At 36.8% G+C, this 25071-nt stretch carries 23 protein-coding genes and 1 tRNA gene; 6 read left to right on the top strand and 18 right to left on the bottom strand.

Annotated elements, in window-relative coordinates; translation table 11 throughout:
• Positions 1 to 11 precede the first annotated feature (11 nt).
• The 15 genes from VL047_RS04305 to VL047_RS04235 form a co-directional block, all read right to left on the bottom strand.
• On the bottom strand, positions 12 to 434 hold the full coding sequence (locus VL047_RS04305) for a response regulator transcription factor (RefSeq protein WP_325358865.1): 423 nt from the start codon (positions 432 to 434) through the stop codon (positions 12 to 14).
• A gap of 141 nt (positions 435 to 575) precedes the next feature.
• Positions 576 to 836: a HAMP domain-containing sensor histidine kinase gene (locus VL047_RS04300; protein ID WP_325359540.1), complete on the bottom strand. Its 261-nt coding sequence runs from the start codon at positions 834 to 836 to the stop codon at positions 576 to 578.
• Between the two features lie 433 nt (positions 837 to 1269).
• Complete coding sequence (locus tag VL047_RS04295; RefSeq protein WP_325358864.1) at positions 1270 to 2571, bottom strand: deoxyribodipyrimidine photo-lyase; 1302 nt, start codon at positions 2569 to 2571, stop codon at positions 1270 to 1272.
• The gene (locus VL047_RS04290) at positions 2561 to 3124 is read right to left on the bottom strand and encodes a lipocalin family protein (protein ID WP_325358863.1); all 564 of its coding nucleotides are present in this window, start codon (positions 3122 to 3124) and stop codon (positions 2561 to 2563) included. The genes VL047_RS04295 and VL047_RS04290 overlap by 11 nt, the downstream gene beginning before the upstream one ends.
• Positions 3108 to 3809, bottom strand: coding sequence for a lycopene cyclase domain-containing protein (locus VL047_RS04285; protein ID WP_325358862.1), 702 nt, complete (start codon positions 3807 to 3809; stop codon positions 3108 to 3110). The genes VL047_RS04290 and VL047_RS04285 overlap by 17 nt, the downstream gene beginning before the upstream one ends.
• Positions 3806 to 4264 (bottom strand): beta-carotene hydroxylase, encoded by a 459-nt coding sequence (locus tag VL047_RS04280; RefSeq protein ID WP_325358861.1) that lies wholly within the window; start codon positions 4262 to 4264, stop codon positions 3806 to 3808. The genes VL047_RS04285 and VL047_RS04280 overlap by 4 nt, the downstream gene beginning before the upstream one ends.
• A 1-nt stretch (position 4265) precedes the next feature.
• Positions 4266 to 4733 (bottom strand): SRPBCC family protein, encoded by a 468-nt coding sequence (locus tag VL047_RS04275; protein WP_325358860.1) that lies wholly within the window; start codon positions 4731 to 4733, stop codon positions 4266 to 4268.
• Positions 4734 to 4736: 3 nt separating this feature from the next.
• Positions 4737 to 5069, bottom strand: coding sequence for a hypothetical protein (locus VL047_RS04270; protein WP_325358859.1), 333 nt, complete (start codon positions 5067 to 5069; stop codon positions 4737 to 4739).
• A gap of 116 nt (positions 5070 to 5185) precedes the next feature.
• Positions 5186 to 6022: a phytoene/squalene synthase family protein gene (locus VL047_RS04265; RefSeq protein ID WP_325358858.1), complete on the bottom strand. Its 837-nt coding sequence runs from the start codon at positions 6020 to 6022 to the stop codon at positions 5186 to 5188.
• 5 nt (positions 6023 to 6027) lie between these two features.
• A complete protein-coding gene (locus VL047_RS04260) occupies positions 6028 to 7500 on the bottom strand; it encodes a phytoene desaturase family protein (protein WP_325358857.1) in 1473 nt (490 codons plus the stop codon).
• Positions 7497 to 8153: a helix-turn-helix domain-containing protein gene (locus VL047_RS04255; protein ID WP_325358856.1), complete on the bottom strand. Its 657-nt coding sequence runs from the start codon at positions 8151 to 8153 to the stop codon at positions 7497 to 7499. Before VL047_RS04255 ends, VL047_RS04260 begins: the two co-directional genes overlap by 4 nt.
• Positions 8154 to 8334: 181 nt before the next feature.
• Positions 8335 to 8556, bottom strand: coding sequence for a tyrosine-type recombinase/integrase (locus VL047_RS04250; RefSeq protein ID WP_325359539.1), 222 nt, complete (start codon positions 8554 to 8556; stop codon positions 8335 to 8337).
• 23 nt (positions 8557 to 8579) lie between these two features.
• Positions 8580 to 8819, bottom strand: a complete 240-nt coding sequence (locus tag VL047_RS04245; RefSeq protein WP_325358855.1) for a hypothetical protein — start codon at positions 8817 to 8819, stop codon at positions 8580 to 8582.
• A 319-nt stretch (positions 8820 to 9138) separates the two neighbouring features.
• Entirely contained in the window at positions 9139 to 9597 is a 459-nt protein-coding gene (locus VL047_RS04240) for an Arm DNA-binding domain-containing protein (protein WP_325358853.1), read from the bottom strand.
• 506 nt (positions 9598 to 10103) lie between these two features.
• Positions 10104 to 16184 (bottom strand): ATP-binding protein, encoded by a 6081-nt coding sequence (locus tag VL047_RS04235; RefSeq protein ID WP_325358851.1) that lies wholly within the window; start codon positions 16182 to 16184, stop codon positions 10104 to 10106.
• A gap of 241 nt (positions 16185 to 16425) precedes the next feature.
• Here VL047_RS04235 and VL047_RS04230 point away from each other — a divergent pair, with 241 nt between their 5' ends.
• Complete coding sequence (locus VL047_RS04230) at positions 16426 to 16701, top strand: recombinase family protein (protein WP_325359538.1); 276 nt, start codon at positions 16426 to 16428, stop codon at positions 16699 to 16701.
• Between the two features lie 20 nt (positions 16702 to 16721).
• Entirely contained in the window at positions 16722 to 17261 is a 540-nt protein-coding gene (locus tag VL047_RS04225) for a zinc ribbon domain-containing protein (RefSeq protein WP_325358849.1), read from the top strand.
• A gap of 93 nt (positions 17262 to 17354) precedes the next feature.
• On the opposite strand, the gene VL047_RS04220 is transcribed toward VL047_RS04225, so the two are convergent.
• From VL047_RS04220 to prmC, 3 genes are all read right to left on the bottom strand, one after another.
• Positions 17355 to 17427: transfer RNA gene (locus VL047_RS04220), tRNA-Lys, on the bottom strand.
• Positions 17428 to 17677: 250 nt separating this feature from the next.
• The gene (locus VL047_RS04215; RefSeq protein ID WP_325358847.1) at positions 17678 to 18919 is read right to left on the bottom strand and encodes an MFS transporter; all 1242 of its coding nucleotides are present in this window, start codon (positions 18917 to 18919) and stop codon (positions 17678 to 17680) included.
• Positions 18920 to 19136: 217 nt separating this feature from the next.
• Positions 19137 to 19997: a peptide chain release factor N(5)-glutamine methyltransferase gene (gene prmC / locus VL047_RS04210; RefSeq protein WP_325358845.1), complete on the bottom strand. Its 861-nt coding sequence runs from the start codon at positions 19995 to 19997 to the stop codon at positions 19137 to 19139.
• Positions 19998 to 20083: 86 nt separating this feature from the next.
• Between prmC and ribD the strand changes: the two genes are divergently transcribed.
• The 4 genes from ribD to VL047_RS04190 all read left to right on the top strand — a co-directional run bounded on the left by ribD (position 20084) and on the right by VL047_RS04190 (position 25039).
• Entirely contained in the window at positions 20084 to 21133 is a 1050-nt protein-coding gene (gene ribD / locus VL047_RS04205; RefSeq protein WP_325358843.1) for a bifunctional diaminohydroxyphosphoribosylaminopyrimidine deaminase/5-amino-6-(5-phosphoribosylamino)uracil reductase RibD, read from the top strand.
• Positions 21130 to 21993: an EamA family transporter gene (locus tag VL047_RS04200; RefSeq protein ID WP_325358841.1), complete on the top strand. Its 864-nt coding sequence runs from the start codon at positions 21130 to 21132 to the stop codon at positions 21991 to 21993. Before ribD ends, VL047_RS04200 begins: the two co-directional genes overlap by 4 nt.
• On the top strand, positions 21980 to 22597 hold the full coding sequence (locus VL047_RS04195) for a YigZ family protein (protein WP_325358839.1): 618 nt from the start codon (positions 21980 to 21982) through the stop codon (positions 22595 to 22597). The genes VL047_RS04200 and VL047_RS04195 overlap by 14 nt, the downstream gene beginning before the upstream one ends.
• A 117-nt stretch (positions 22598 to 22714) precedes the next feature.
• The gene (locus tag VL047_RS04190; protein WP_325358837.1) at positions 22715 to 25039 is read left to right on the top strand and encodes a transglycosylase domain-containing protein; all 2325 of its coding nucleotides are present in this window, start codon (positions 22715 to 22717) and stop codon (positions 25037 to 25039) included.
• Positions 25040 to 25071: the final 32 nt, after the last annotated feature.

Raw genomic sequence — 25071 nt, 5'->3', positions numbered from 1 at the left:
GGTTTGCACCCTTAATCAAACTGATGATGTTTTTCAAAGATTGACATTGACAAATTGGAACTCAGGTATCGCTTTTTCTGGGCGACATGACGAAGAGCAAAAATGAGTTCATCGGCGCTGCTGTCTTTCGTCAGATAGGCAGACGCTCCGGCACGGAACGCTCTGGCGACGTGAGTAGTGTTGCCAAGGGCTGAAAAAACCAATATCTGAATTTTGGGTTTCCATTTTTTCAGCTCTTCTATAAGTTCAAAACCATCAACCTTTGGCATATTAAGATCAGTAATAACAATATCTACCTCAATCTTTTCGAGTTTCGCCAATGCTTCTTCGCCATCAACTGCATCGTCAACAATAAAGTCGTGTTCCTGTCCAAGTAAAAGTTTGAGGCTATCCCTAACTAGGTCATTATCCTCTGCGAGTAAAATTCGTAACATACAATAGTTAGTGCTTTCAATTCTTCCATTTAATAGCAATAATTAATAGAATGACAAGCTGATGGATAATTAGTTTTTATTTATCTTAAAACAGGTAAAAAAAGAGACTATGGGAGGAAAATACCCAAGCACTCCGTATCCTTATGGCGCCTTTGGTTTGCTCTTGATTGGAAGGAACACAGTAAAAACTGAACCTTTCCCTTGTTCACTCTTGACCGCTACTTTTCCACCAGAAGTTTCTAGAATCTCTTTTACTAGGTAAAGCCCAACCCCGTTACCTTCGACCGAACTTTCTACCCTATGAAGTTTATTAAATATCAAATCCAGGTTGTAAGGGTCGATACCTATTCCGTTATCCGAAACGCTGATGACTAAACACCCTAGTTCAATATAAGATTTTATAAGTATTTCAGATCTGACGTCTTCAAGAATATTCTCTAAGTCAAGTATTTCTTCAACAGCATAATCACTATGGAAGTTAGGCGTAAGAGAACCTTGAAATTTCCGCTTAACAAACCATCGAATACACTGTTGGTTCCACGCTTTCTTATCTTTACATCCTCACCAACTTTTATGCGTTTAATTTGCTGTTCGATTTCAAGTTTCTTCTCTCAAATATTGAATACGCTTTCGGTATCTTCATTGGTAAACTCCTCCAAGTCTTTCAACTGAATCAAAAATGTAATTTAATTTTGATTCAGTACCGATAATTATTGCACCATTCTTCTAGAATTTTCTCTTAACTTCTTTGTTAGACACTTCTTCTCCGCTTTCAGTTTGAATGGCTTCTGAGAAAAAGGATTTTTTTCTCTTTTTGGTAAACGAGGGTTACTAATTATTTTTCTCTAACAGCCTGGCCATATACCTTTAAAGCCCTTTCTCTTGCGAAACGATGTTCTACTATGGGTTGTGGGTAAGCCTCTGTTCCAAATTCTGGAAGCCATTTTTTTATATATTCCAACTTTTTGTCAAACTTTTCGGTTTGAATAATTGGGTTAAATACCCTGAAATACGGTGCAGCATCACAACCCGAACCCGCTGCCCATTGCCAGTTCCCATTGTTGGCTGATAAATCATAATCGTTCAGTTTTTGAGCAAAATAGGCTTCGCCCCATCGCCAGTCGATCAGTAAATGTTTACACAAAAAACTCGCTACAATCATCCGAACCCGACTGTGCATAAAGCCTGTTTGATTCAATTGTCGCATTCCGGCATCTACAATCGGATAGCCTGTTTTTCCCTCGCACCACTTTTCAAATTCCCACTCATTGTTTCGCCATTTGATGTTATCATATTTCGCTTTGAAAGATTGAGTTACCACTTTCGGGAAATGATATAAAATTTGCATAAAAAACTCCCGCCAGATCAATTCATTCAGCCAAGTTTGATTATGGTTCAACGCAAAAGCTACGCATTTACGGATACTGATGGTGCCAAACCGAAGAGCTATACCCAACTGTGTTGTCCGTTGCATTGCAGGGTAATCCCTGAATTTGTCGTATTCATCAATGAGTGACGCATCTAATTCAGGGTATTCAAAAGTGATGTTGGTTCTTTCAAAACCGATTTCACTTAACGAATGAATTTCGGCAAACTCCTGTTTAAAAAAACTAGCGTAATCAGGATCATGCGATTTGTAATTTTGCTCTTTCAAAAACTCTTTCCATTTTCTGGAATAAGGTGTGTAAACAGTATAAGGCGTTCCATCATTTTTCAACACATCGTTTTTGTCAAAAACAACTTGGTCTTTGAATGCTTTAAAAGCAATATTTTGTTCTTTAAGGAATTGACAAATTTCTGTATCTCTTTCAACGGTTTGCGGTTCATAATCCCTATTGCAAAAGACCCCCTGAACAGCATATTTCTCAGAAATAATTTTAAAAATTTCAATCGGATTTCCGTAAAACGTATTCAACCTTGCATTGAATGTGCTAATTCCCGCATTTATTATTGAAAGTGCCTGATGGATAAAGTCAACTCTTCTATCTTTTTTATCTTCTAATTTATTCAAGATTGTTGGATCAAAAATAAAAATGGCAAGAACAGGAAACCCTGAAGATAAGGCATGATATAAGCCCACATTATCCTCCAATCGCAAATCCCTACGAAACCAGAAAACGGAAACCTTACTCTTCATTCAAAAATGGATTATCGTTCCTGTCGTGCTTTACCCAGATCAGTTTAGACGTGTCATAACCAATTTCCTCGGAAATTTTCAAATAGTTGATTTTAACACCTTCGGGAATGTCTTTTGTTCTCGATAAAATCCATAAATAATCCAGATTCTTTCCTGCAATCAACGCATATTGGTAATCTTCATCCAATGCCACGACATTATATCCCGAATAAAAAGGACCGAAAAAACTAACCTTTAATTTAGCTATATCTCCATCTTCCCCGAATTTGGCTAAACCGTCTGCTTTTTTCCATTCTTTTTTTATGAAATTGTAGCCACTGTTCAACACGCTCACATTTCCTTTTTTATCCAGACTGTATTGAGCGGAAACATTGTCTAAATCCTTTTCAAAACGAAAGTCAAAACGAGCAATTTCGTACCAAGTGCCTGAATATTTATTGACATCAAAGTTTTTTACCGCCTTTGCATTTTTAGGAATGGATGCGCAAGAATTTAAGAGGGTAACTACTCCTATAAAAAAGACAACTACTAAAAATTTATCTTTCGTTTTCATCGCGTGTATGTTTAAATCGTTTAAAAAAATACAATACCAAAAGGAATTGCGTATAGCCATAAACCGCATCTTCAATTGGTATCGTTAGTATTCGTATGCCCAGAAAATCTTGGGGATTGTAATTCACTATGGGTGTTTCCAGTCCGGTGCCGGTCAGCACACCGTTAACCGGAATGAAACCTAACATCAGTATTGTAAACACCAGTGATGCTTTGCCAATCCAGTCCGCCTGGGCAATAAAATGCAGGTAGATTAAAGTTGTTATGGTAGCAATAGCTGTGACCAGCGTATATATCTTGTCATCGTGCAACAAAGCAATAACCGAACAGATGATCACACTGACAAAAACGATTATATTATTAAATCCTAAAAGCCAGTCTAACTTGAAAAATTTGTCAAAACAAAAATAGGTGAACACGCAGGAAAACGGGATGCAGATAAAAAACAGCCATTCTTCAAGCGGTAATCCCGCTAATACTATTCCGAGGGTATAATCCGTATTGAACCACCACACACCTGTTGCCGTAAACCATACGTCCCAAGCTATGAAGGGAACGGCCACAAGAATTGCGGACTTTACAAATGCCCCAAAATGATGGTTAAAAAGAATTCGCTTGTCGAAAGATGCTATGAAACAAATGATGATCGTAAATAGTAATATCAATGAATATGTATATGCCATCATTTCTTAGCGGAATTAAAATACATTTTAAAATAGCTGAAAGGCACAAATAAAAAACCAAAACACTCGCCTTCTTCTTTTCCAATATGCTTGTGATGTTGTTTGTGTGCCCTGCGAAGGGCCAAAAAATAGGGACTTTTGGCCTTGGTCAGAAATTTAATCCTTTGATGGATAAAAATATCGTGCACAAAAAAATAAACCATTCCATAAAGCATAATGCCCAATCCAATATAAAACAAGTAATTAAAATCTTTTAATGAACCGAAATACATTAAAGCAATCGTAGGTATAGCAAATAACACAAAGAAATAATCGTTTTTTTCAAGAACGCCTTCGTTGCTGTGATCGTGATGATCTTTGTGCAAAACCCACAAAAAACCGTGCATAACGTATTTGTGGATAATCCAAGTGGCTCCTTCCATCAATATAAATGTGATCAATGTGATTACAAAATTCATCTTATTTTTTTATTGGGTTAAAAAGTTTTTCTAAAACACCGTAACGGAAATTAAAGATGTCTGCTAATTTCCTTTTCACAAATGCCCGATGTGAGATTTCGCCTAGCACACCGAGTGGCAATTCATAATCTACTGTATCTTTAACAAGAACACCCTCATTATTGGGTATAAATTCATGAAAGTGATTCCAATATTTATAGGGTCCTCGTTCCTGAAAATCAGTAAAGCTCCTGTTCAACTCCACCTGAGTAATCCGTGTTCTCCAATTCAACGGAACTTTCAGCACCGGCGAAACGGTATAATCGATAATCATTCCTTCAACAATCTGTTCACTGTTATAATCCGACCGTACGGTAAACCTCATATCATTGGGTGTGATCTTCGACAAGTTCTTCGGAGAAGAGAAGAAATTCCACGCAGTCTCGATATCACAATGCAATTGTTGTTCTTTGTATAATTGATGTTTCATTGCCTAGTCTTTTAAAAGCTTGTTTATATTTTTATGCACAATCTCTGAACCAATTCGATGACGGTTTTTCTTGATAAATTCAGTGTCCTCATTTATGTTTGATTTATATCCTAAAAAAGACGGTGTGTTTTTTTGAACCGAAAGACGAATAAACCTCAATTCTACATTATCAGGTTCTTTTTTGATTGCTTGCTCGATGTTTTTCTTTCCTTTTTTAAATGTATTGAGTTTACTTATCGGACTAAAAACATGATTTGCCCAAATGGTTTGCAAAGCACCTAAATAAGCCGAATGAGTAGCTGGATTGTTCTTAGTTTCCGCTAATTCTTCAATCATTTTTTTGCACAGTTCCTTGTCTGCTATAACTTTGTTATAATTTACTCTTACTATATCCAAATCAGTTAAACTTGTCAGAAAGAATATTGTTGGTATTAGTAAACCAAGAAATTTCATTATAGATAAGCTGTTTTATATCGGATATAACTTTTGAACGCCACAAATGCCTTTTCAGAATTAGGAATACTAACCCTGTTATTGAGTATTTCTACGGATGATTTTCTTTTTATCTTCTTAAATAAAGACAAATAATATTTATACGCTAAATACACTCCAAATATAGATGAATGGGGCAGTTTCTTAATCCCTGTTAAGGCTTCTTTGAACTCTTTCTCTATTTCTTTTTCAATTTGACACTTTACGTAATTATCAAATACTTCCATATCAATATTGGGAAAATAAGTCCTGCCCAAAACCTGATAATCATCTTTCAAGTCTCTTAAAAAATTAACTTTCTGAAAAGCCGAACCCAACTTCATCGCATAGGGTTTCAGCCTTTCATATTGTTCTTTATTTCCATCCGTAAATACTTGGAGGCACATCAAACCTACTACTTCCGCTGAACCAAAAATGTATTCCTCGTACAATTCTGAATTATAATCTATTTTTTGCAGATCCATTTCCATGCTATGTAAGAACTGTTCAATCAGGCTTTTGTCGATTTTATATCGATTTACGGTTTCTTGAAAAGACTGTAAAATCGGGTTGAGCGAAATGCCTTCCTGCAACGCATTTTCTGTTTCCTGTTTTAATCTGTTCAGTAATTTCTCTTTATCGTACCCATGAAAACTATCTACGATTTCATCTGCTAGTCTTACGTATCCGTATATCGCATATATTGCAGAACGAATAGACGGTTTCAGAGCTAAAATACCTAAGGAGAAACTCGTGCTGTATTTTTTGGTTGTTATCTTGCTTACCGAGTAAGAAAGCTCGTCGAACAGGTGCTTCATAACATTCAGTTTTTAAGTTTGATTACCTCATTCGCTACAATTTTCCCCGATATAATCGATGGGGGAACTCCGGGTCCAGGAATAGTCAACTGACCTGTATAGAATAAATTTTCTAATTTTTTGTTTCTTATTTTAGGTTTCAAGACCGCAGTTTGGCTGAGTGTGTTTGCCAGTCCATAAGCATTGCCGCCATAAGCATTGTAATCTGAAATAAAATCACTGATACAATAACTCCTTTTGTATTCAATTTTTGATCGTAGATCGGTTGTGCCTGTATGTCTTTCGATCCTTGAAAGCATTTGTGCTAAATATTTTTCCCGTACGTATTCTTCATCGTTTATTGCGATAGCCAAAGGCATCAAAAGAAACAGGTTTTCTTTGCCTGCGGGAGCAACGGTATCATCTGTTCTTGATGGGCAACAGGCATAAAACAATGGTTTTTCGGGCCATTTTCTCTCGCCGTAGATACAATCAATATGTTCGTCCAGATCATTTTCAAAGAAAAGTGTATGATGTTTGAGGTTGGGAATAGTTTGATTAATACCCAAATAATAAATCAAACTTGATGGTGCAAATGTTCTGTTTTGCCAGTATGTTTCAGAATAATTTCTAAGCTCTTTATTTAAAAGTGTTTCTGTATGATGATAATCCGAAGAAGCAATGACTGCATCAAATCCATAGATTTGACCATTAATGGTCAATGATGTTATCATGCCATTTTGTGCATTTATGCTTTCAACGGTTTTACTAAAATGAAAAACCGTACCATTGATTTCAGCTACCTTTTTCATCGCTAGAACCAATTGATAAAAGCCGCCCTTCGGATAATGCGTCCCCAAAGCATAACCTCCGTAATTCATCAAACTGTACAATGCTGGAATATTTTTTGGAGAAGCACCCAAAAAAATGACAGGAAACTCCATCAATGTTCTTAGTTTTTCACTTTTAAAATACTTTGCAACGTACGATCTGAAGTCTGTCAGCAAATCCAATTTCAACGCACTTCTGGCAATTTTTGGAGAAATAAATTCCGCCCAGTTATGGCAAGGTTTGTTCACAAAATCCTGCATCCCTACTTCATATTTGAATTTCGCCGATTTCATAAATTTTTCTAATCGTAATCCTGCGCCTTTTTCAATTTGTTCAAACAAGTTTTTTAATTCTTTCAAACTTTCGGGAACACTGATTTTATCTTCTGAGAAAATCATTTCAAACTGCGGATCTAATGAAATCAACTCAAAGAAGTCAGAAGCTTTATAACCGAAATCAGCAAAAAAGCTCTCTATAATATCAGGCATCCAATACCAACTTGGTCCCATATCGAAAACGAATCCTTGTACAGTAGAAAATTGCCTTGCGCGTCCTCCCGGCTGTTCGTGCTTCTCAAAGACGTGAACTTCATTTCCCGCTTTTGCCAAATAAGATGCAGCAGACAATCCTGAAAAACCAGAACCGATAACCGCTATTTTCTTCTTCATGCCTTTTTATCTTTTAAAACCTCATTCAATAAATTTCTCGGTTCAATATTTTTCTCATAAATCGATTGATGGAAATCATTGAGCTTATTAAGTAATCCGATTAATTCCATCTTTTCATTATGTGTTAAATCTCCTGTAACGATTTTAGTTGCTTTCCTGATTTCGTCCATTTGATTTTCTAAAACTTTTAAACCTTTATCGTTGATTTTTAAAACTTTACTTCTTTTATCAATTTCAGAAGCAGTTTGATTAACCCAGCCTTGTGAAATCAACCGATTGATAATTTGCATTCCGGCAGGTTTCTCGTGGACATTTTTTTTGATCAAGTCCATTTTGGTCATTTCACCAAACGCTTTTAGGTTAATAAGGTAAATGAAATCTTCTTGCGTAGAAAAATCTGAACCAAATATGGCGGACTTGGAATAACTTTTGGCATATCTGTTCATATGGACAATTAAAGTATTAATAACACTTTCGGCACTACGCCCATTTTCTTTCCCTTCCCAATATGGCTCATTATTTATATTCTCATCATTAGCATTTATCCATTTTTTAAAGCCTTCGATATCATTAGGATATTTTTTTCCTAATACGTTTTCCGTCTCAAATTCTTCTAAAAGATTGACAACATTTTTTAAAAGGTCGTATTTCATATTTTATTATGGTATGTAATTATACAAAATTAAATAAAAAAAGGTATAATAATAAACTTAATACTATTGTTTTTTTGACGCTGATTGTAGAAGTGGCTTTTAATTAATGTTCTTAATAGGAATTGGAGATTGAGGCTAACTGTTCTACACACAACTGAAACAGTCATAAAACTTCTTTTCATCAACCTACCAACATCAATTTTCCATCCTCAGAAAACAGTTTGTTCTTAGCCATATGCATACTTTGGCTGATACGTTCTTTCCGAACACGGCAGTAACGTTGGGTGGTTCGGATATTTTTATGACCAAGGATTTTGCTGACATCTTCCAGTGGCACTCCAGAATTGAGCATAATATCGGCGAAGGTGTGCCTGGCGCGATGAGTGTTTAAATCCCTTTTGATACCACAGATAGTCGCAATCTCTTTTAAATAGCTATTATACCGGCATTGGAGTCAATGGGCATCAATCGGTTATTAATGATGCATTTGGGGTGATTCCGATACATCTTGATCAAATCATTCACAATGGGTAGTACTGGAACCATTTCGGATACACCTGTTTTGACCCGGTCTTTGATTAACCACTTTTCCTTAGCTGTTCTGACGTGAACAATGTTCTCTAATGTAAGCCCATAGATATCTTGATAGGCAAAGCCAGTGAACATTGGAAAACAAAAGAGTCACGAACTTCATTCAAGCGATCAATACCAAAATCTTTATTGTAGATGGCATCTACCTGATGAAGTTCTAAGGGCAGGATTTGAGTATCATCGCCACCGCATTTAAAGTCCTCAATAGGATTGACTGTAATTAGCTTCTTTTTGACACCTGATTTAATAATCTGCTTGGAGTTTTTGATATGTTTCTTAGCCGATGGCTAAGCCAGTGGAACTTTTACCTCAAGGGTAAGGTAATCATAGAAATTATCACCGAAGTTAGGTTCAATTTTATTTAGTGCAGGATCCTTCGCTTTATAATTATGCACTAAAAATGATTCCACCTTCTTTTTGGTGGTACGTCAATGCTTGAGTGTATCATATGATCAGAGTCCTTTATCGACCATTTTTTGAAGCGCATAATAAACTCATCAAAAGCATATAGGATGGTGTCTTTCCCTTTTTCAGATTTCTCTGAGTTTGCTTTTGTTTCCAACCTCCCTAGGTATGCATTCTTTACCATATCGGGTGTTACCCGATCTACTTGAGTTTGCAAAGCGTTGAAATGCCGATCTAAATCAACTTGAGTTTGAATAATTTTGGAATTAATGACCTTATAAGAAGGCTCTGTTTTTTTGACCCGCTTGGATTTAATATCCCAGTCTTTTGGATTAATTTTTACTCCCAGCGATATTTTCTTAGAAATACCGTCAATGGTCACTCGGATGTACAAAGGTGCCACATCATTTTTCGTTTGACTTCTGCGTATCCCAAGCAGAAAATCCATGTTTTGTTTGATTTTCATCATCCCACACTAAAAGGTTAACAAATAAATATTTGAGAGTCCTTTTTGTCCAATTCGCCTCATCAAACCCGTCTAATTCGGTGACCTAAATTTACCATTTAAAATAGGTCACTGAATAGGTCACCGAATGATATGCTATAGAATGATATTAAATGAATCGCTTTTTTGTAAAAATCGCAGTAAACAGGGTCGTTTAATGCAAAAAGGCGCAATTTCTTGCGCCTTTTGTGAACCCACTGGTACAAAACTCGAACTCTTTTTTGGATGATTTGAGACGGTTGAATCAATTGAGAGACGCTTCAGATTTAAAGGATATTATATATACTAAAGAAATACAGCCTGCCACAATCAAACTGAAAAGATAATATTTGAACAATACTGAGGTTCTAGATTGGTTGCTTTTAGCAAGACAGCCCCCCTTCAACTCTGTACTTATGAACACGACTGTCAAAGAACAGAGATAAAACAGTGATTTTGACCTCAGTAAGTTATTCAAGTTCAATAATTGTCGAGTGTTGTTCAGAGTCACTGTCATTTTCTTTAGAGCGATAAATAAATTTCTCTTGATAAAGCAAAGGTTCGATCTCCTTTATTTTTGCTAAAGCTTGGTCAGTTGCTAATACATACCAACCTTCACCTGCTTCACTATATAAATGTGGTGGTTGCATTTTGATATTTCCATCCAGCCAATAAACAGACTCTATCAGGCAATTGCCATATTCATCTGCCCAAGCAAATAACTTTCCTGGAAGCGGTTGCCATCCGAGATACTTTGCTAAGACCGGATTGAAGGCGATCCAACTGGATAATGTACTAAAATTACCATGAGTTTCTTCTCGAATAATAATTAGACTATTACCTGTTTTTTTAAGGTTGTGGTAATCATTTGTTTGTTTATTGATTACACCTCCAAAGATAAACCACCCATAGTTCGTTTCCGGGCTACCTTTAATCTGGCTCATGAACACCTGCGTTGCTTTACCCCAAAATAGGCTGGTAAGGACTGTGTATTCGCCAATAATATTACGTCCATCTTCATTACGTAATACAGTCTCTTTCAATCTCGGATTTTTCTCTATTTCCTCCAGCCAATGTTTAGTGTCCAGCATGAATTTCTTTTCACCCAGCCGTCTAATAAATACAGGTCTTTTAGTAGCAGCAAATAAATCGGGACCTTTGTCACGAGGGCCAAAAAATTGAACGGCAGATTCCTTATCAAATGTTCCGGCATCTACCAATTCGGACACCACTCTTGCGATAGCGCGTTTCACGGCTAGGACGCGGGGCTTAGTGTAACTATACCTCAAGCGTATCCTTTCCAAATGCTTACTAAAATCGCCATCGTCTCCATTCAGCCAATCTACAGGTATACCAGTTCGGCTTAACAGTATATATGTGCGGTATATTAGCGTTTTTTCAGCAATTCCCGTCATCTTGGATAAGATCTTCAGATCCCGGTCTAGCGGTTTGATTAACCTGATGATCTGACCAAGTGGGTGTACTTCTCCTTCGATGTTAAGGGTAATGCTATCTGAGCCAGAGCTATCAAGATCCAACTTATAGAACGGCGATAAGGTTTGCTCAGCAATCTCGGGAATTTGTTGACCATTTAATTCTAGTAATTGAGCAGCCTCAGACCTAATCATAAAATTAGATGACATAGCTAATTGATTGAGTTGTGTGTAAAAGACAGAAATATCATTTCCGTATTCTTGGCATAATAGTAATAGACCGATGAATAGTTCTGCACTTTCATCATTATCCTTTTGCAACGAGGAAACAACCTGAATCGGATATTGCATCTTACCACTTAATTGACCTGCAAGCAATTTTTGTGCTGCCGTGTAAACAAGGGTTACTGGATATGCCGAAAAATAGTTCATCAAATCAATGATATTATCATAAAGGCTTTTATCTTGCGGACTTAGGTCAGGTAAATTCTCTGAAGGTGTGCTGGTGGACATTAATCTTTGAAGGTATCCAAACAGTTGTGACCATATAGCATCTTCATCATATCCGGGTGCTATCACAGGTAAAATTTCATCCAAAGCTTCTGCATAATTTCCGGCCGATTCACTATGCAATAAGTCATAACTAAATACATCAAATGCTTTTTTTATCCCAGCGGCACCTTTTATTTTACGTAGCGCTGTAAAAGTTTTAATGCGGGAACCTCCATCATAAAATGTTATCCAGCCACTAGCACTGGACTGAGAGATTCCTTCGTTAACCAGTTGTTCAGCCAACGCGCTATCGCCAAGTTCGTAAGCTTTTTCACTTAACAAAACAAGTAACTCAATCGGCTTCCGGTTTCCGATAATGATTTCGCTGATCTCCTGTATTCTAGCCAAATCAATTGAGGATTCTATCTTCTTATAAACTTCTGTCCAATTATACCAGGAATTAGCCTTGTCTTCTTTCTTTAGCAAATCCCTGAATTGTTCGTAATTATTCACTAAAGCTATAACGTCTCTATGGAGCATACTTTGATGATCTGCACCGATAACAAGTGTGTTTGATGAAGAAGACGAGTCAGACCTACGATGATCGGGTTCTTCAGGAATGGCAAAACCCGGAATCAGTTCATGCACTTTTTTTCCGGTGTCCTTCAGGAACTCCTCCAGCACGATGAGCAATCCAGGGCGTTGTTCATCAAGTGCTTTTGTCGTAATGATGTGGTACATGGTCGGTATCCAAATATCGCCAAATGTCTCAGAATAAAGTACTTCCCCTTTTCGTAATAAACGCTTCAGTAAACTATGGTCGGAATCAACCGCAAAAAATAAATAGAGATTTGCGTAGATTCCGACTAATAATTCATATTCCTGTAAACTAGTTTCTTTTGCCAACAATGATTTTACAAAAGTGCTTACGGCATCTTCATAGTCGATTAAGGCATTATCGAGCATCCATTTCATTTGTGTAACGCCAGCACTCGGATTCCAATTGAGTGTCAAGCCCAGTAATTTAGTTGCTGCCAGATCAGCCGCTCGTCCCTCCGTGGCTTCCCTCAAATGATGTAGGTGGGATAAGAACCAACCAATATTTTGTGATGCTGTTTCTGGATGTCTTTGGATATTTTGAATCAGCCAGTCTAGCCAAGTGTTGTATTGATAGTCTTTGCGGTAGCCAACACCGATAGATTCTTCTATTCCTTTTTTTAGCCATTTTTCTGCCTTTTCCTTGTCGTCGACTAACAGATAGCTTTTTGCCTGCTCCATGCATTCAGTAATCCTACCGTTAATATCTTTATCGATTAGCATGATCGATTCCTGTGAGGATAGTAATGTCAAAGCTCTTTCGACTTCCAAATTCATTGTGAGTAAGGTGTTGGCAATGCCACGTACGTGTTCGCTGGTCCAATATTTACAATGTTTGGCGATATTGGCTTCCAGCTCAGTAATTAATCCCTCCACATTTCTCCTGCCTGAAGCGTACACTGCTTGTATCAGAAAATCAAAATAATCTGTTTTCATTTGCGTGAGTCGGTACCAATACGAATTCCGCATTGGAAACTCACGATTGTAAAACTGGATAATTGGTTTAATCCGCCGAGTGAGGTCGATAATAGGTTTGCTTTCTAATCCCTCGCATAGTAACTGTGTTATCATACACAGCATACGTTGAAATTCAACAATAACATGGTCGTCTGAGGTGTATGAGTCTGAAGGGACAGCAGCTGTTATAGTCACCCCTTTGCCAATCAAGTTCATTACTTTATTGAGCTTTATTAGAGGCCGAAATACATTAAAGCTCGGCTCAAAGCCTAATTTTTCACTATTTTGTATCAGGGGCTGCTTAACACCGTCAATCCATTTAGCCGCGAGTTCTTTGTCCTTTTCGAGGCTTAAGATCAGTTCTGCCATCGCGATCCGTTTACCATTGCTAGTATTTGAAGGTGAAAAGTTGGCAAGCAAAATTTTCAAGAACTTCCTTGCCTCGTCCTTGTTTTGTCCTGCATTAGCATTTACTGCATAACGTAATATGTGGAAGAAATGGGTTTTCTGTTGGTCCACCGTTAGATCAAACCAAACGAGAACTTCTTGCATTTCAGAAAATTTTTCCTGATTAATTAGTGCGATAGCCAAGTCACGCATCAGCAGACTAGTAATCAACTCAGGGGTTATCATTGGTTCACGCTCTATCGGGAGGTTGATCGCCTTAAGGTTACTGATTTTTTGCAAGACTGTCTTGTGGCTTTGGAATAATGCCGCCGAGGTTACCCACTCCTGCAACAAGTTATAAGAGGAGTTGTCGATATTCTCCCGGTAATCCAAGATAATACCTTCTTCTGTAACCATTTCGGGCTGTGCCAGACTAAACAGCAACAAACCTTCGGCGCATTCTCCGAACTCGTAAAACAGTCTGGCTACTTCCAAAGCATAACGCTGGTTTATCAAGAGTGTTGCCCCTTTCCTAGCGTAGTGTTTAGCTTGTGTTATTTTACCTAATAACAGCAATTCTTCAATATATGAAGCTGGCTCAACGTTAAAAGTCCGCCGATCTAATTCTGCCAAAGAAAACAAATAACGAAGCAGGGTACTTAAATTACTGTCTTTTTGCGCAATTTCGATTCCCAACTTAATATCTCTTCTAATCTCATCAGGCGGGCGAAAATTGATTAGTTGTGAAAAGAATGCTTCAGGAGAAGTTGCTGCAATAAATTGTTCAAAATCACCTGATGCAAATAGGTGATAATTTTGTTTCCAGCTAGGTTCGACTGTCGACATATTATAGAATTTTGCCAAGCGTTGGTGGTAGCTGATGTCCTGGTTGGCGTCATATTTATTAGTCAATGGATCAACTGCCGCCTCTGATAGTAGAAACAGTCGAAACGAGTTATGAAAAAAAGTCCAATAATTTTGGCTTTCGTCAAATAGTATCCGAGCATTCCTATTAAAATCGAGTAGAGATTGTTTCGGCAGCCCCCACTCTTTAACGAAATCAATTGAGATACTTTCGTTGATCCGAGCCATCAGACCAAGCATTTCAATCAGCCCAGCATTGCCACTGACTGGTTCCCAAATTTTATTGTAATATAACAGGATATTACCTTCAATTGTGATAAATCCACTTAATGTCTCGTCCCTATTTTCAGCATTTTTCAATTGCTCTACGAGATAAGATAAATATAGTGGGTGTCCTTGAGACTTGTCGAAAAGCAATTCTTGCTGTTCAGTGGTAAGGACGGGTGTAATTTCTGAAGATTCGGCATATTGAATTACCTCTTTTTTGCCCATAGGATTCATCTGGACTGAACGGCTACCTGACCCCCACTCCGCTTTAATTTCCTGACTAAGATCTTCCAACTCATAAGATTGACTACCAAGCACAATAAAAACACCTTCCGGCAAATCTGTAGGTAAGGGCAAGTCCCGTAGGAAGCTTTGTTTGACTGACGTATACTCCCTGGGTACGTGATCCAGTCCATCGATAACGATAATAGCTTTGGTTTTATGCTCCTTATGTTCACGCCCAAGCTCTTCCAATTGTTCCGAAAAAACAGATTTTAAGAACCCAAGATCTTTATAAGGCAAAACCGACTTTCTATAAAATCCTGCTTCCTTCAACTGAAAAACCAGATCAAAGTACAGGTTGGTTGCATCACCACGATCCTGGTAGTTGACTGCGAATGATGGATTGGTAAAGTCAAAGGCATAGTATTTAATAATTCGCTCCGTGCGCCCCCTCATCCATTCTGTCAGTAGTGTGGATTTACCACTTCCTGGGCCACCGACCAAAAAAAGATAGCCGCTATTATGTGTTGATAATTTTTCATTCAGGTCATTAACTGTTGGCCTTATGGATTGATAGCGGTTAACATCAACACTTAATTCATGATTAAATGTTGTCTTAAACTTTGTAGCCCAGACCAGACCATCAATGATTTCTTCTTTTGTAAATGGTACTACCCGCGCAGGGTCAGATACTTTTTCTAGCAAAAATGATCTAAAGGTTAGTAAATCATCTACTTCGCCTGAGTGCACTCGCAAACCAACTTTGAGGTCTACACCGATGTGAGCGGGATGAAATTCAAACTGGGAAATGAATGTTTTAAACTCAGGTTCTGATAGTTTCAGATTGTCTATCAATTCCTTAATGACTGAATTCCATTTTTTTACTACGGGTTGACCAAGTTTCCATTTTTGCCAAACCTCTACGTAAAAATCAGCAAAAGTCCCGATCATCTTTTTTCCAGACATTATACGATCATGTTTGGAAAGTGTCTTATTAGTCAGTAAATGAGCGATAACTTTTTTCTTGTTTTTGGAATGGATTTCTCCAAGCCCTTTCCAGCTCGATAGAATCAAGGGTAATAAATTAACGAAATTGAGATAGCTGATGGTTTGACCGGCAATAGTCCATTTCACTTGATAAGCGTGAACTTCACTTTTGGTAGCAAATTGAATATCGTCTAATTTTTCAGCTTCGGGATCGGCAATTTTAATCCATTCAAGATTGTTATTTACCAGCTCGCGGTAAGCAAAGCGGGCAAATTCATTGAATTGAGGCACATAACCACCCATCGCAGCCCGTTCGCCCATTGCCGATATCATGTCATCACTCATTTGATAAGTATATTAAAATGTTAATACATTAGTAATCAATTTTTATATGCTTCTAACTAAATCCAAAGAGGTCTTCATGTATTTCATTATCTGTCCAAATACATTGGAGTTGTTCTATACCTATTTTAGCAGCTATTACTAAAGTTTTAGAATGTTTTTTGGCAACATATAGCAATTGCACTTATTTTAATTGGTTAATAATTAATATTTAACATTATAAAACTTGGCATTATATAAATAACTGAGCACTTTATTAGCGAATTTAATCAAAATAGAGGTTAAAGCCACAGAAATTGTAGATATATGGAAAACGGTACGAGAAAAAGTTAATGGAAAAGGTCGGTTCAGCAAGAACAACTTTTGGGTAGCCTTACGAAACCCATTGTATTGCGGTAAGATTTTCATTCCTCCGTATAAAGAAGAGCAAGGTCATTTTGTAGCTGGGCAACATCAACCGCTAATCAGTGAAAAGACGTTTGCCGATGTTCAAGATATACTTGATGAAGAAAAAGGGTAATTAAGCCTAAGATAGTGGCGATGGAAAATTTGCCGCTTAGAGGCTTTCTGAAATGCCCTAAGTGCGAAAGGATGCTTTCAGGTAGTGCCTCAAAAGGGAGAAACGCATATTATAACTACTACCATTGTAGCTCCTCCTGCGGTACAAGGTTTAAGGCAGATATGGTAGATATCTTTATTGAAGCGTTTATAAGCGATTTCAATAAGCAAACAAAAGCCCAAAACAGTGAAAGAACAAATATCATAGGTGAGATTGATGCTTTGAACAAACGTTACCAAAACGCACTTTTAAAGAATGCCGATGGAGAAATGGCGGACGACGATTTTCAAGAAGTAAAGAAATTGACCAAAGGTAGGATTGAAAAATTGGAGCAGCGACTAAATGACTTGGCGATAATAAACAGTGAAATAAAGGATTTAGTAGCTTCTGCCTTAAAAAAGGTTGCAAACCTTGATAGAAGGTATGAGAACGGCGATATTGAAGAAAAACGAGCAAAGTTGGTTCGATGTTCCCTGATTTCTTGGTGTTTGACGGAACACGACATCGAACCGCACGAATAAATTCCGGGATAACGCTTATATATCAGAATACCAGTAAATTACAAGTCAAAAAAAATGGGACAAGTCTATCGTTTTTAGACTTGTCCCAAGATGTGATCCCGCTGGGATTCGAACCCAGGACCCATACATTAAAAGTGTATTGCTCTACCAGCTGAGCTACGGAATCCGATATTAATTCCTTTCCTTTTCTTGAAAGTGATGCAAAGATAGAATTCTTAGCTATACTGTCCAAAAATATTTAGAGTTAAATTCAAATATATATTTAACTACTTAGAGTTCAGAGATAAAAATATAGCTAATGGTTCTATCTCTCTATAATTAATCATTAAAATCATTCATTATAAAAGCAGAAAGGCTGTTTCGTCAATGAAACAGCCTTTCTGCTTTTATATAATTATTATTATAAAGTTTCTATACTACACCATAGGTTGCACTTCAGGACTATTATCTACAGCTTTAGACTTTTTTTGCCAAAAGAAGAAAATGATAAACAAAACAATCAGTATCAACGGGAAGGTTAATATTTTTGATAGAGTATCCTGTCCTGCTGCCAACTCCAATTGTGAACCAGTTAAACCCGCAGCAGCATGTTCAGATGTAGAGATATCAATCCATCTACCAATTATTGGTTGAAAAATAGAAGTAGAAAGCATACCTACGCCACCAACAATCGACATTCCTAAGGCACCACTTAAAGGTACTCGTTGTGCAACTGCACCAATCATAGTTGGCCAGAAGTAACAAACTCCTATTGCAAAAAGCACTGCCGCAACATATACCATTGGCCCTGTAACTGTACTAAACAAGAAAATACCAATTGCTGCAAAAACTGCAGATACTAATAATACACCAGTCTGACCGAAAAATTTAACAACAGGACCACCAAAGAATCGACCAACTGCCATCAATCCGGTTACCGATGCCAAAATTAACATTGGACTAGCGCCGCTACTACTCATTATAATACCTACCCACTGTTGAGTACCGAATTCTGTAATCGCGGTAAGAGCCATACAGCAGAATAAGAAAATATAAAGAGGGGTTAACATTGATTTAAAGTTTGCTGAAAGCGATGTAACTCCTTCTGTAGTTGGTTTCGGGAAAGTCTTTCCGTAGAATAAAACAGCATAAATAACTGTAGGAATCATAAGAACCCACATTTGAGTTTGCCATGTAAAACCAAAATCGGTCATGAACTTAGAAATCAAACTTCCAACAAAGATTCCTCCAGGGAACCACATATGGAACCTGTTAAGCATCTTGTTCATTTTCATACCAGAATACATATCTGCAATCATAGGATTACAAGCTGCTTCTGTACATCCGTTACCAAAACCAATGAAAAGCGTAGAAATTAACAAACCTGTATATCCTCCCGAGTAAATGGTCATGATAATACCAATGGTATGAGCAATTAATGCAACTCTCATAATATTTTTTGGACCAACCGAGTGGTAAACAAGCCCTCCTATAACCATGGATATTGGGAATCCTAAGAACCACATTGAATTTATAAATCCAAGTTGTTCTGCTGTTAAATTAAATTCCTCACCCAACTGAGGCAGAATACCTGCCCTAATGGCAAATGTAAAAGCGGTTGTAATTAGTGCAAAACAACTTCCGTTAAATAAAGCACTTTTGTTAATGTTTTCGTTCATTGATAATAGATTTAATTGGTTTGTAATAATCACAATTTAGTTTGCAGGTCTAAAACTACTAAAGTTTTTGATGCTTGCAAAATAAATATAATTGTCTAAAAAATAAACAGCAACCTGCTCTATCCTGAACACTTATTGCTTAAACCTTAAAATACTTATAATTAACCCTATATAATTACAAGTTATAGAGAGCTAAATATTGTATAAAATATAATGATTAAGCTAAAATCGCTGATATCATACGATCATGATTACTGATGTCTTTTTTCATTTGAATCTCTTGAAACCCTTTTTCCTTTAACATAAGGAGTATTTGGTTACCATATAATTGGTTGATTTCAAAATAAAGCCTTCCATTCTGATTAAGATTTTTTATTGCGAAATCAGCAATCGCATTATAAAAGACAAGAGGATTGCTCTCTTCAACAAACAAAGCGATGTGTGGCTCAAACTTCAATACATTGTTATGCATTAAACGCTTCTCTTTGGGAGTAATATATGGTGGGTTACTTACAATGACATCAAACTTTCCCTCCGTATTTAAAAGTGAAATTTCTTTGAGAATATCCATTTGAAAGAAATCTACCACACAAGCTAATTTATCAGCATTTAACCTGGCTACGTTTAATGCATCTTCAGAAATGTCAACTCCAATTACTTTAGACTTTTCTGGAAGATTCTTTTTTAGTGAAATAGGAATACACCCACTTCCGGTACCTATATCTAAAACTCGTAAATCCTTTCCTGAATTTTCATTTAATATCAGTGACACTAATTCTTCAGTTTCAGGTCGAGGAATTAATACGGATTCGTTTACTGCAAATTTCTGATTGTAAAACCAGGCATACCCTAGAATATATTGGATTGGTTTACCAGTTTGCATTTCACTAAGTATATAATTCAATATTGATTGTTGAGCATCTGACAAATCGATTGATTGCTTCATTTTTAGTTGAAGACGAGGAATTTGTAGAATATGCTCCATACTCATCCAAAACAATTCAACAGACTCATCCACTCCATAATTGGATTCTAAATGACTTATAAATCGATGCTTCAAATGTTTAATTTCGATCATTAATTTGCAAGAACTGACTAATAGTATATTGATAATTTAATTTGATCAAATCTACATAAAATAACTAAAGGGAGTATATTTGCAATATGCAAGAGCATGAACTATACATGAAACGCTGCCTGGATTTAGCAGCGCTGGGAGCAGGAAAAGTAAGTCCAAATCCAATGGTGGGATGTGTAATCGTACACAATAATCAGATCATCGGCGAGGGCTGGCATCAAGAATATGGAAAAGCTCATGCAGAAGTCAATGCAATTAATAAGGTTTTAGAAAGCTATCCGGAAGAAGCATGCACACTATTAAAAAATAGTACTATATATGTAAGTTTAGAACCCTGTGCTCATAAAGGAAAAACCCCACCTTGTGCAGACTTAATTATACAACACGCTATTCCAAATGCAGTGATTGCATGTCGTGATCCTTTTAATGCAGTAAACGGACGAGGAATAGAACGTTTAAAGGATGCAGGCGTGTCTATTGTTGAAGGTGTTTTAGAAAAAGAGGCTTTACATCTTAATCGCCGCTTTTTTACTCGTGTAAAAAAAGAAAGACCATATATTATTCTAAAATGGGCAGAAACAGCTGATGGATTTTTTGCTCAGGAAAATCAAAAACAACAATGGATTAGCGGTAAGCAGGCTAAGCAATTAGTTCATCGTTGGCGAGGAGAAGAAGATGCAATTCTTATTGGAAAAAACACCGCCTTAATTGACAATCCTCAACTAAATACAAGATTATGGCCCGGTAAAAATCCGAAAAGGGTTGTGTTGGATCGGAATCTGGAATTACCTAAGAACTTAAATATTTTCGATAATAGTATTGAAACAATTATCCTCAACGAAAGGGAAACCAAAATTGAAGGGCCTACAAAGTACATTGCATTAGAGAATTTCGACTTCTACTTGGCAGAAAGCATTTGCTATCAATTGTTTTTATTCGATATACAATCTGTAATTATTGAAGGAGGCGCCAAAACCCTTAACCTATTTTTGGAAGCTGGGATCTGGGATGAAGCTCGGATATTCGTATCAGATTCTAAATGGGGACAAGGTCTTTATGCACCAACTATTAAACAATCTGCTGATGAAAAGATAGCCTTGGGGAATGATGTTCTTTCAATTTACTATCATTTATGATCTTTGTACTTTTAAGCATCTTTTGCAGCGTCCTGGTATCTGTTATACTGAAATTATCCAGACGATATGCAATACCAACCAACCAACTAATTGCCTGGAATTACCCTACAGCTTTATTATTAAATATTTTATTTAATAAACCTAATATACAGGCTATATCGTTTAACTTAGGAAATACCAGCCTTTATCTTGTTTTAGGTTTTTTACTTCCTGCCCTTTTTTTAGCCATTGCTGCTTCAATCCGTTATACAGGTATTGTCAGGACAGAAGTGGCCCAACGGGTCTCTATCTTTATTCCATTAATTGCAGCATTCCTGCTTTTTAATGAAACCCCTACCCCGCGCTCATTAATTGGGATCGCTATTGGGTTGTTGGCAATCTTTTTTTCTATTCGATGGGTACCCGATAAGCACTCTAAGAATAATACATGGTTATATCCATTAATTATTTTTCTTGGAATGGGTATTATCGATATATTATTCAAACAAGTTGCGCAGCATACAGAAGTCCCATATACATCGTCAGTTTTCTTTATATTTCTAACTGCACTTATTATTTCATCTGCTTATATCGGTATTAGAATTTACAAGCGGCTCGAGAAACCTAGTTTATCCGCGTTCACTTGGGGTGTTGGTCTCGGAATATTTAATTTTGGAAATATTCTATTTTACTTAAAAGCCCATAATGCTATTCCGGAAAACCCTTCAATTGTTTTTTCTGCAATGAACGTAGGAGTTATTGGAGTAGGTGCACTGGTTGGAATGGTTCTTTTTAAAGAGAAACTAACGATCTTAAACAAGATAGGAATCTTGCTCGCTATCGTAGCAATTCTTATAATTGCAGGTAATGAATCTATTTGAAGATCAATATAAAACAGTTGATAAAATTTCTGAAGGCACCTTTCGAGATAAAGGGAGCAAATTTATTGCCTACTCCTACCCTTTTACAGATGAAAATAAATTAAAAGATATTTTAAGCGAACTTAAAAGTATACATCCTAAGGCACGCCACCATTGCTATGCGTATCGTTTAGGTATGGACAGGTCAGTTTTCAGGATAAACGACGACAATGAACCAGCTGGTTCAGCAGGAAGACCTATTTTAAACACCTTGTTATCAAACGATCTGACGAATATTCTGGTTATCGTGGTTCGATATTTTGGAGGCACGCTTTTAGGTATACCCGGACTTATAAACGCTTATAAAGCAGCCACCCAAGAATCAATTAACAATGCTGAAATTATTGAGAAGTATCAAAAAGATATTTATGAAATTGATTTCGATTACCTTCAAATGAACAATGTGATGAGGATAATTAAAGACGAAGATCTAACTATTCTAAGTCAAAACTTTAACAACAACTGTAGAATGGAAGTTGCAATCAGATCATCTTTGGTTAATCGGGTAACTACTAATTTCTCTGTACTATCAGAACTTAAACTTAAGTATTTAAAAACAATATAAGTATTCATAGCGTTGCAAAAATACAAGATCCAAAACTTCCTGATTTTTCAAATCTTGTTAATAGGTATTTAAAATACAAAGCAGCTTTTTAAGCAAACATTTACGATATTTACGAATATGTTTAGAAGAATCAAGAATAAACCCCTGCGCTATATAGTCCTATTTATCTACTTCTTCATTATTCTCATATGCGCAATTGAAATAAACTTTCTAAACCTTTTTGGTTACTCACCAAACAAAAATGACATTCTGATGCCCGATCTAAATATAGCATCAGAGCTTTATACCGCCGACGGCAAATTATTAGGCAAATACTTTAAAGAGAACCGCAACCCGGTTCAATATAATGAAATCTCCGAAGCTCTTCTAAACACATTGGTTTCAACAGAAGATATTCGATTTTTCAAACATAATGGAGTCGATTTTATAGCAGTCTTCACAAGTCTTTTCTCAACTGTTCAAGGTGATAGAAGAGGTGCAAGTACAATAACTCAACAATTAGCAAAAAACCTCTATCAAACACGCTACGATAAGTCTGCCGGCCTATTGGGTAAAATTCCAGGTGTCAGATTAATAGTCATTAAAGTAAAAGAGTGGATTACAGCGTATAAATTAGAAACTAAATACAGCAAAGAAGATATTCTAACGATGTATTTAAATACGGTTTCCTTTGGCAACAATAATTACGGAATCAAAACTGCTGCAAAATACTATTTCAATGTTGTACCAGATTCATTAAATGTACCACAGTCGGCACTTTTAATTGGAATGTTAAAGGGTACTACTTTATATAATCCAATTCGAAATCCGGAAAACTCGAAGAAGCGTAGAAACGTGGTTTTATCTCAAATGGAAAAAGCCAATTTTATAACAAAAGAAGAGTTAGCTAAATTTCAGGACTTGCCTATTAATTTATCCGTAAACGAAACCAATGAGGACTCTAGCGAAGATTCCTATATTCGAGCAGCGGTATTACGCTTCTTAAACGATTGGAGTAAAGAAAGTGGTTATAACATCTATGAAGATGGATTAAAGATCTATACAACCATCGACTCTAAAATGCAGACTTACGCGGAAGAAGTCGTTTCAAATCAAATGAAAACCTTACAAAACAGATTCAATAATGTTTGGGGGAATGATTTGCCATGGCGCGATTCTGGAGGCGAAATAATTGATAACTTCTTAGAGAACCTGGCAGCAAAAACTCCTTTTTACACTTTCCTGAAAGAGAAATATAAAGGAAATTCAGATAGTATTAATTATTATCTGAACAGGAAAAAAGAGATGGAAGTTTTCACATGGAATGGAATGAAAAAAGTGGACTATTCCACATTAGACTCTATCGCGCATTATGCTAAAATGCTCAATACAGGTATGATGTCTATGGATCCCTTTACAGGAGAGATTAAAGTTTGGGTGGGTGGTATTAATCATAAATATTACAAATTTGATCACGTAGATCAAGCAAAAAGGCAGGCAGGCTCTACTTTTAAACCATTTGCTTACCTAACCGCAATTGAGCAGGGAATGGCGCCTTGCGATATATTTATTGATAAACCAGTTAAAATCAGCTATACCGAAGATGGTAAGGAAATGGAATGGGAACCTAAAAATGCAGACTGGAATTTTACTTATCAAAACATGTCGCTAAGATGGGCCATGGGACGTTCTGTTAATTCAATAACAGCGCAAATTACAGAGAAGGTGGGTTGGGATAAGGTAGTTGAGACTGCTCATCGTTTGGGGATTAAAAGTCCGCTAAAAGCAGTCCCATCGGTTAGTTTAGGACCTAATGATGTAAGTGTTTTTGAAATGGTAAAAGCATATTCTACTTTCTTAAATAAAGGCAATAGTGTTGATCCTATTTTAGTTTCAACAATCAAAGACAGGAATGGAAATGTGATAGCTGAATTCAAATCAAAGAGTAAACGTGTATTAAGTGAAGAAAATGCCTGGCTAATGATGTATATGCTGCGTGGCACAATGGAAGAACCAGGAGGAACCTCACAAGCGTTGTGGGAGTGGGATTTATGGAAAAAAGGAAATCAGATTGCCGGTAAAACTGGTACATCCTCCGATTATGTAGATGGCTGGTATATGGGATTAACAAAAGATCTTGTGACAGGTGTTTGGGTGGGAAATGATGAGCGAAGCATTCACTTCAAAAGCTCGTCGACAGGAGAAGGTGCGCACACTGCGTTACCGATTTTCGGCAAGTTCATGGAAAAACTATACCATGATGAGAATAGTGGATACACATATGGTCCATTTCCAGAGCCAGGCGTAGAAATAACAAAAACTTATTACTGCCCTACTCCCAGACCAGTTCAATCCAATCCTACTGATTCCACTGCAATCGAGATTGATTCCATTCCATTTTTGGACAACATAGATATGGATAAAATAATAGAAGAATCAAAGCAAGTGTTACCCTCATTTTAATAAGGCTTAGAGTAAGAAAATTAAGTAACTTT

It is taken from the genome of Albibacterium sp., from assembly GCF_035514885.1.
Taxonomy (GTDB): domain Bacteria; phylum Bacteroidota; class Bacteroidia; order Sphingobacteriales; family Sphingobacteriaceae; genus Albibacterium.
The sequence above is the reverse complement of the archived record's forward strand: the minus strand, read 5'-3'. Positions and strand labels throughout refer to the sequence as shown.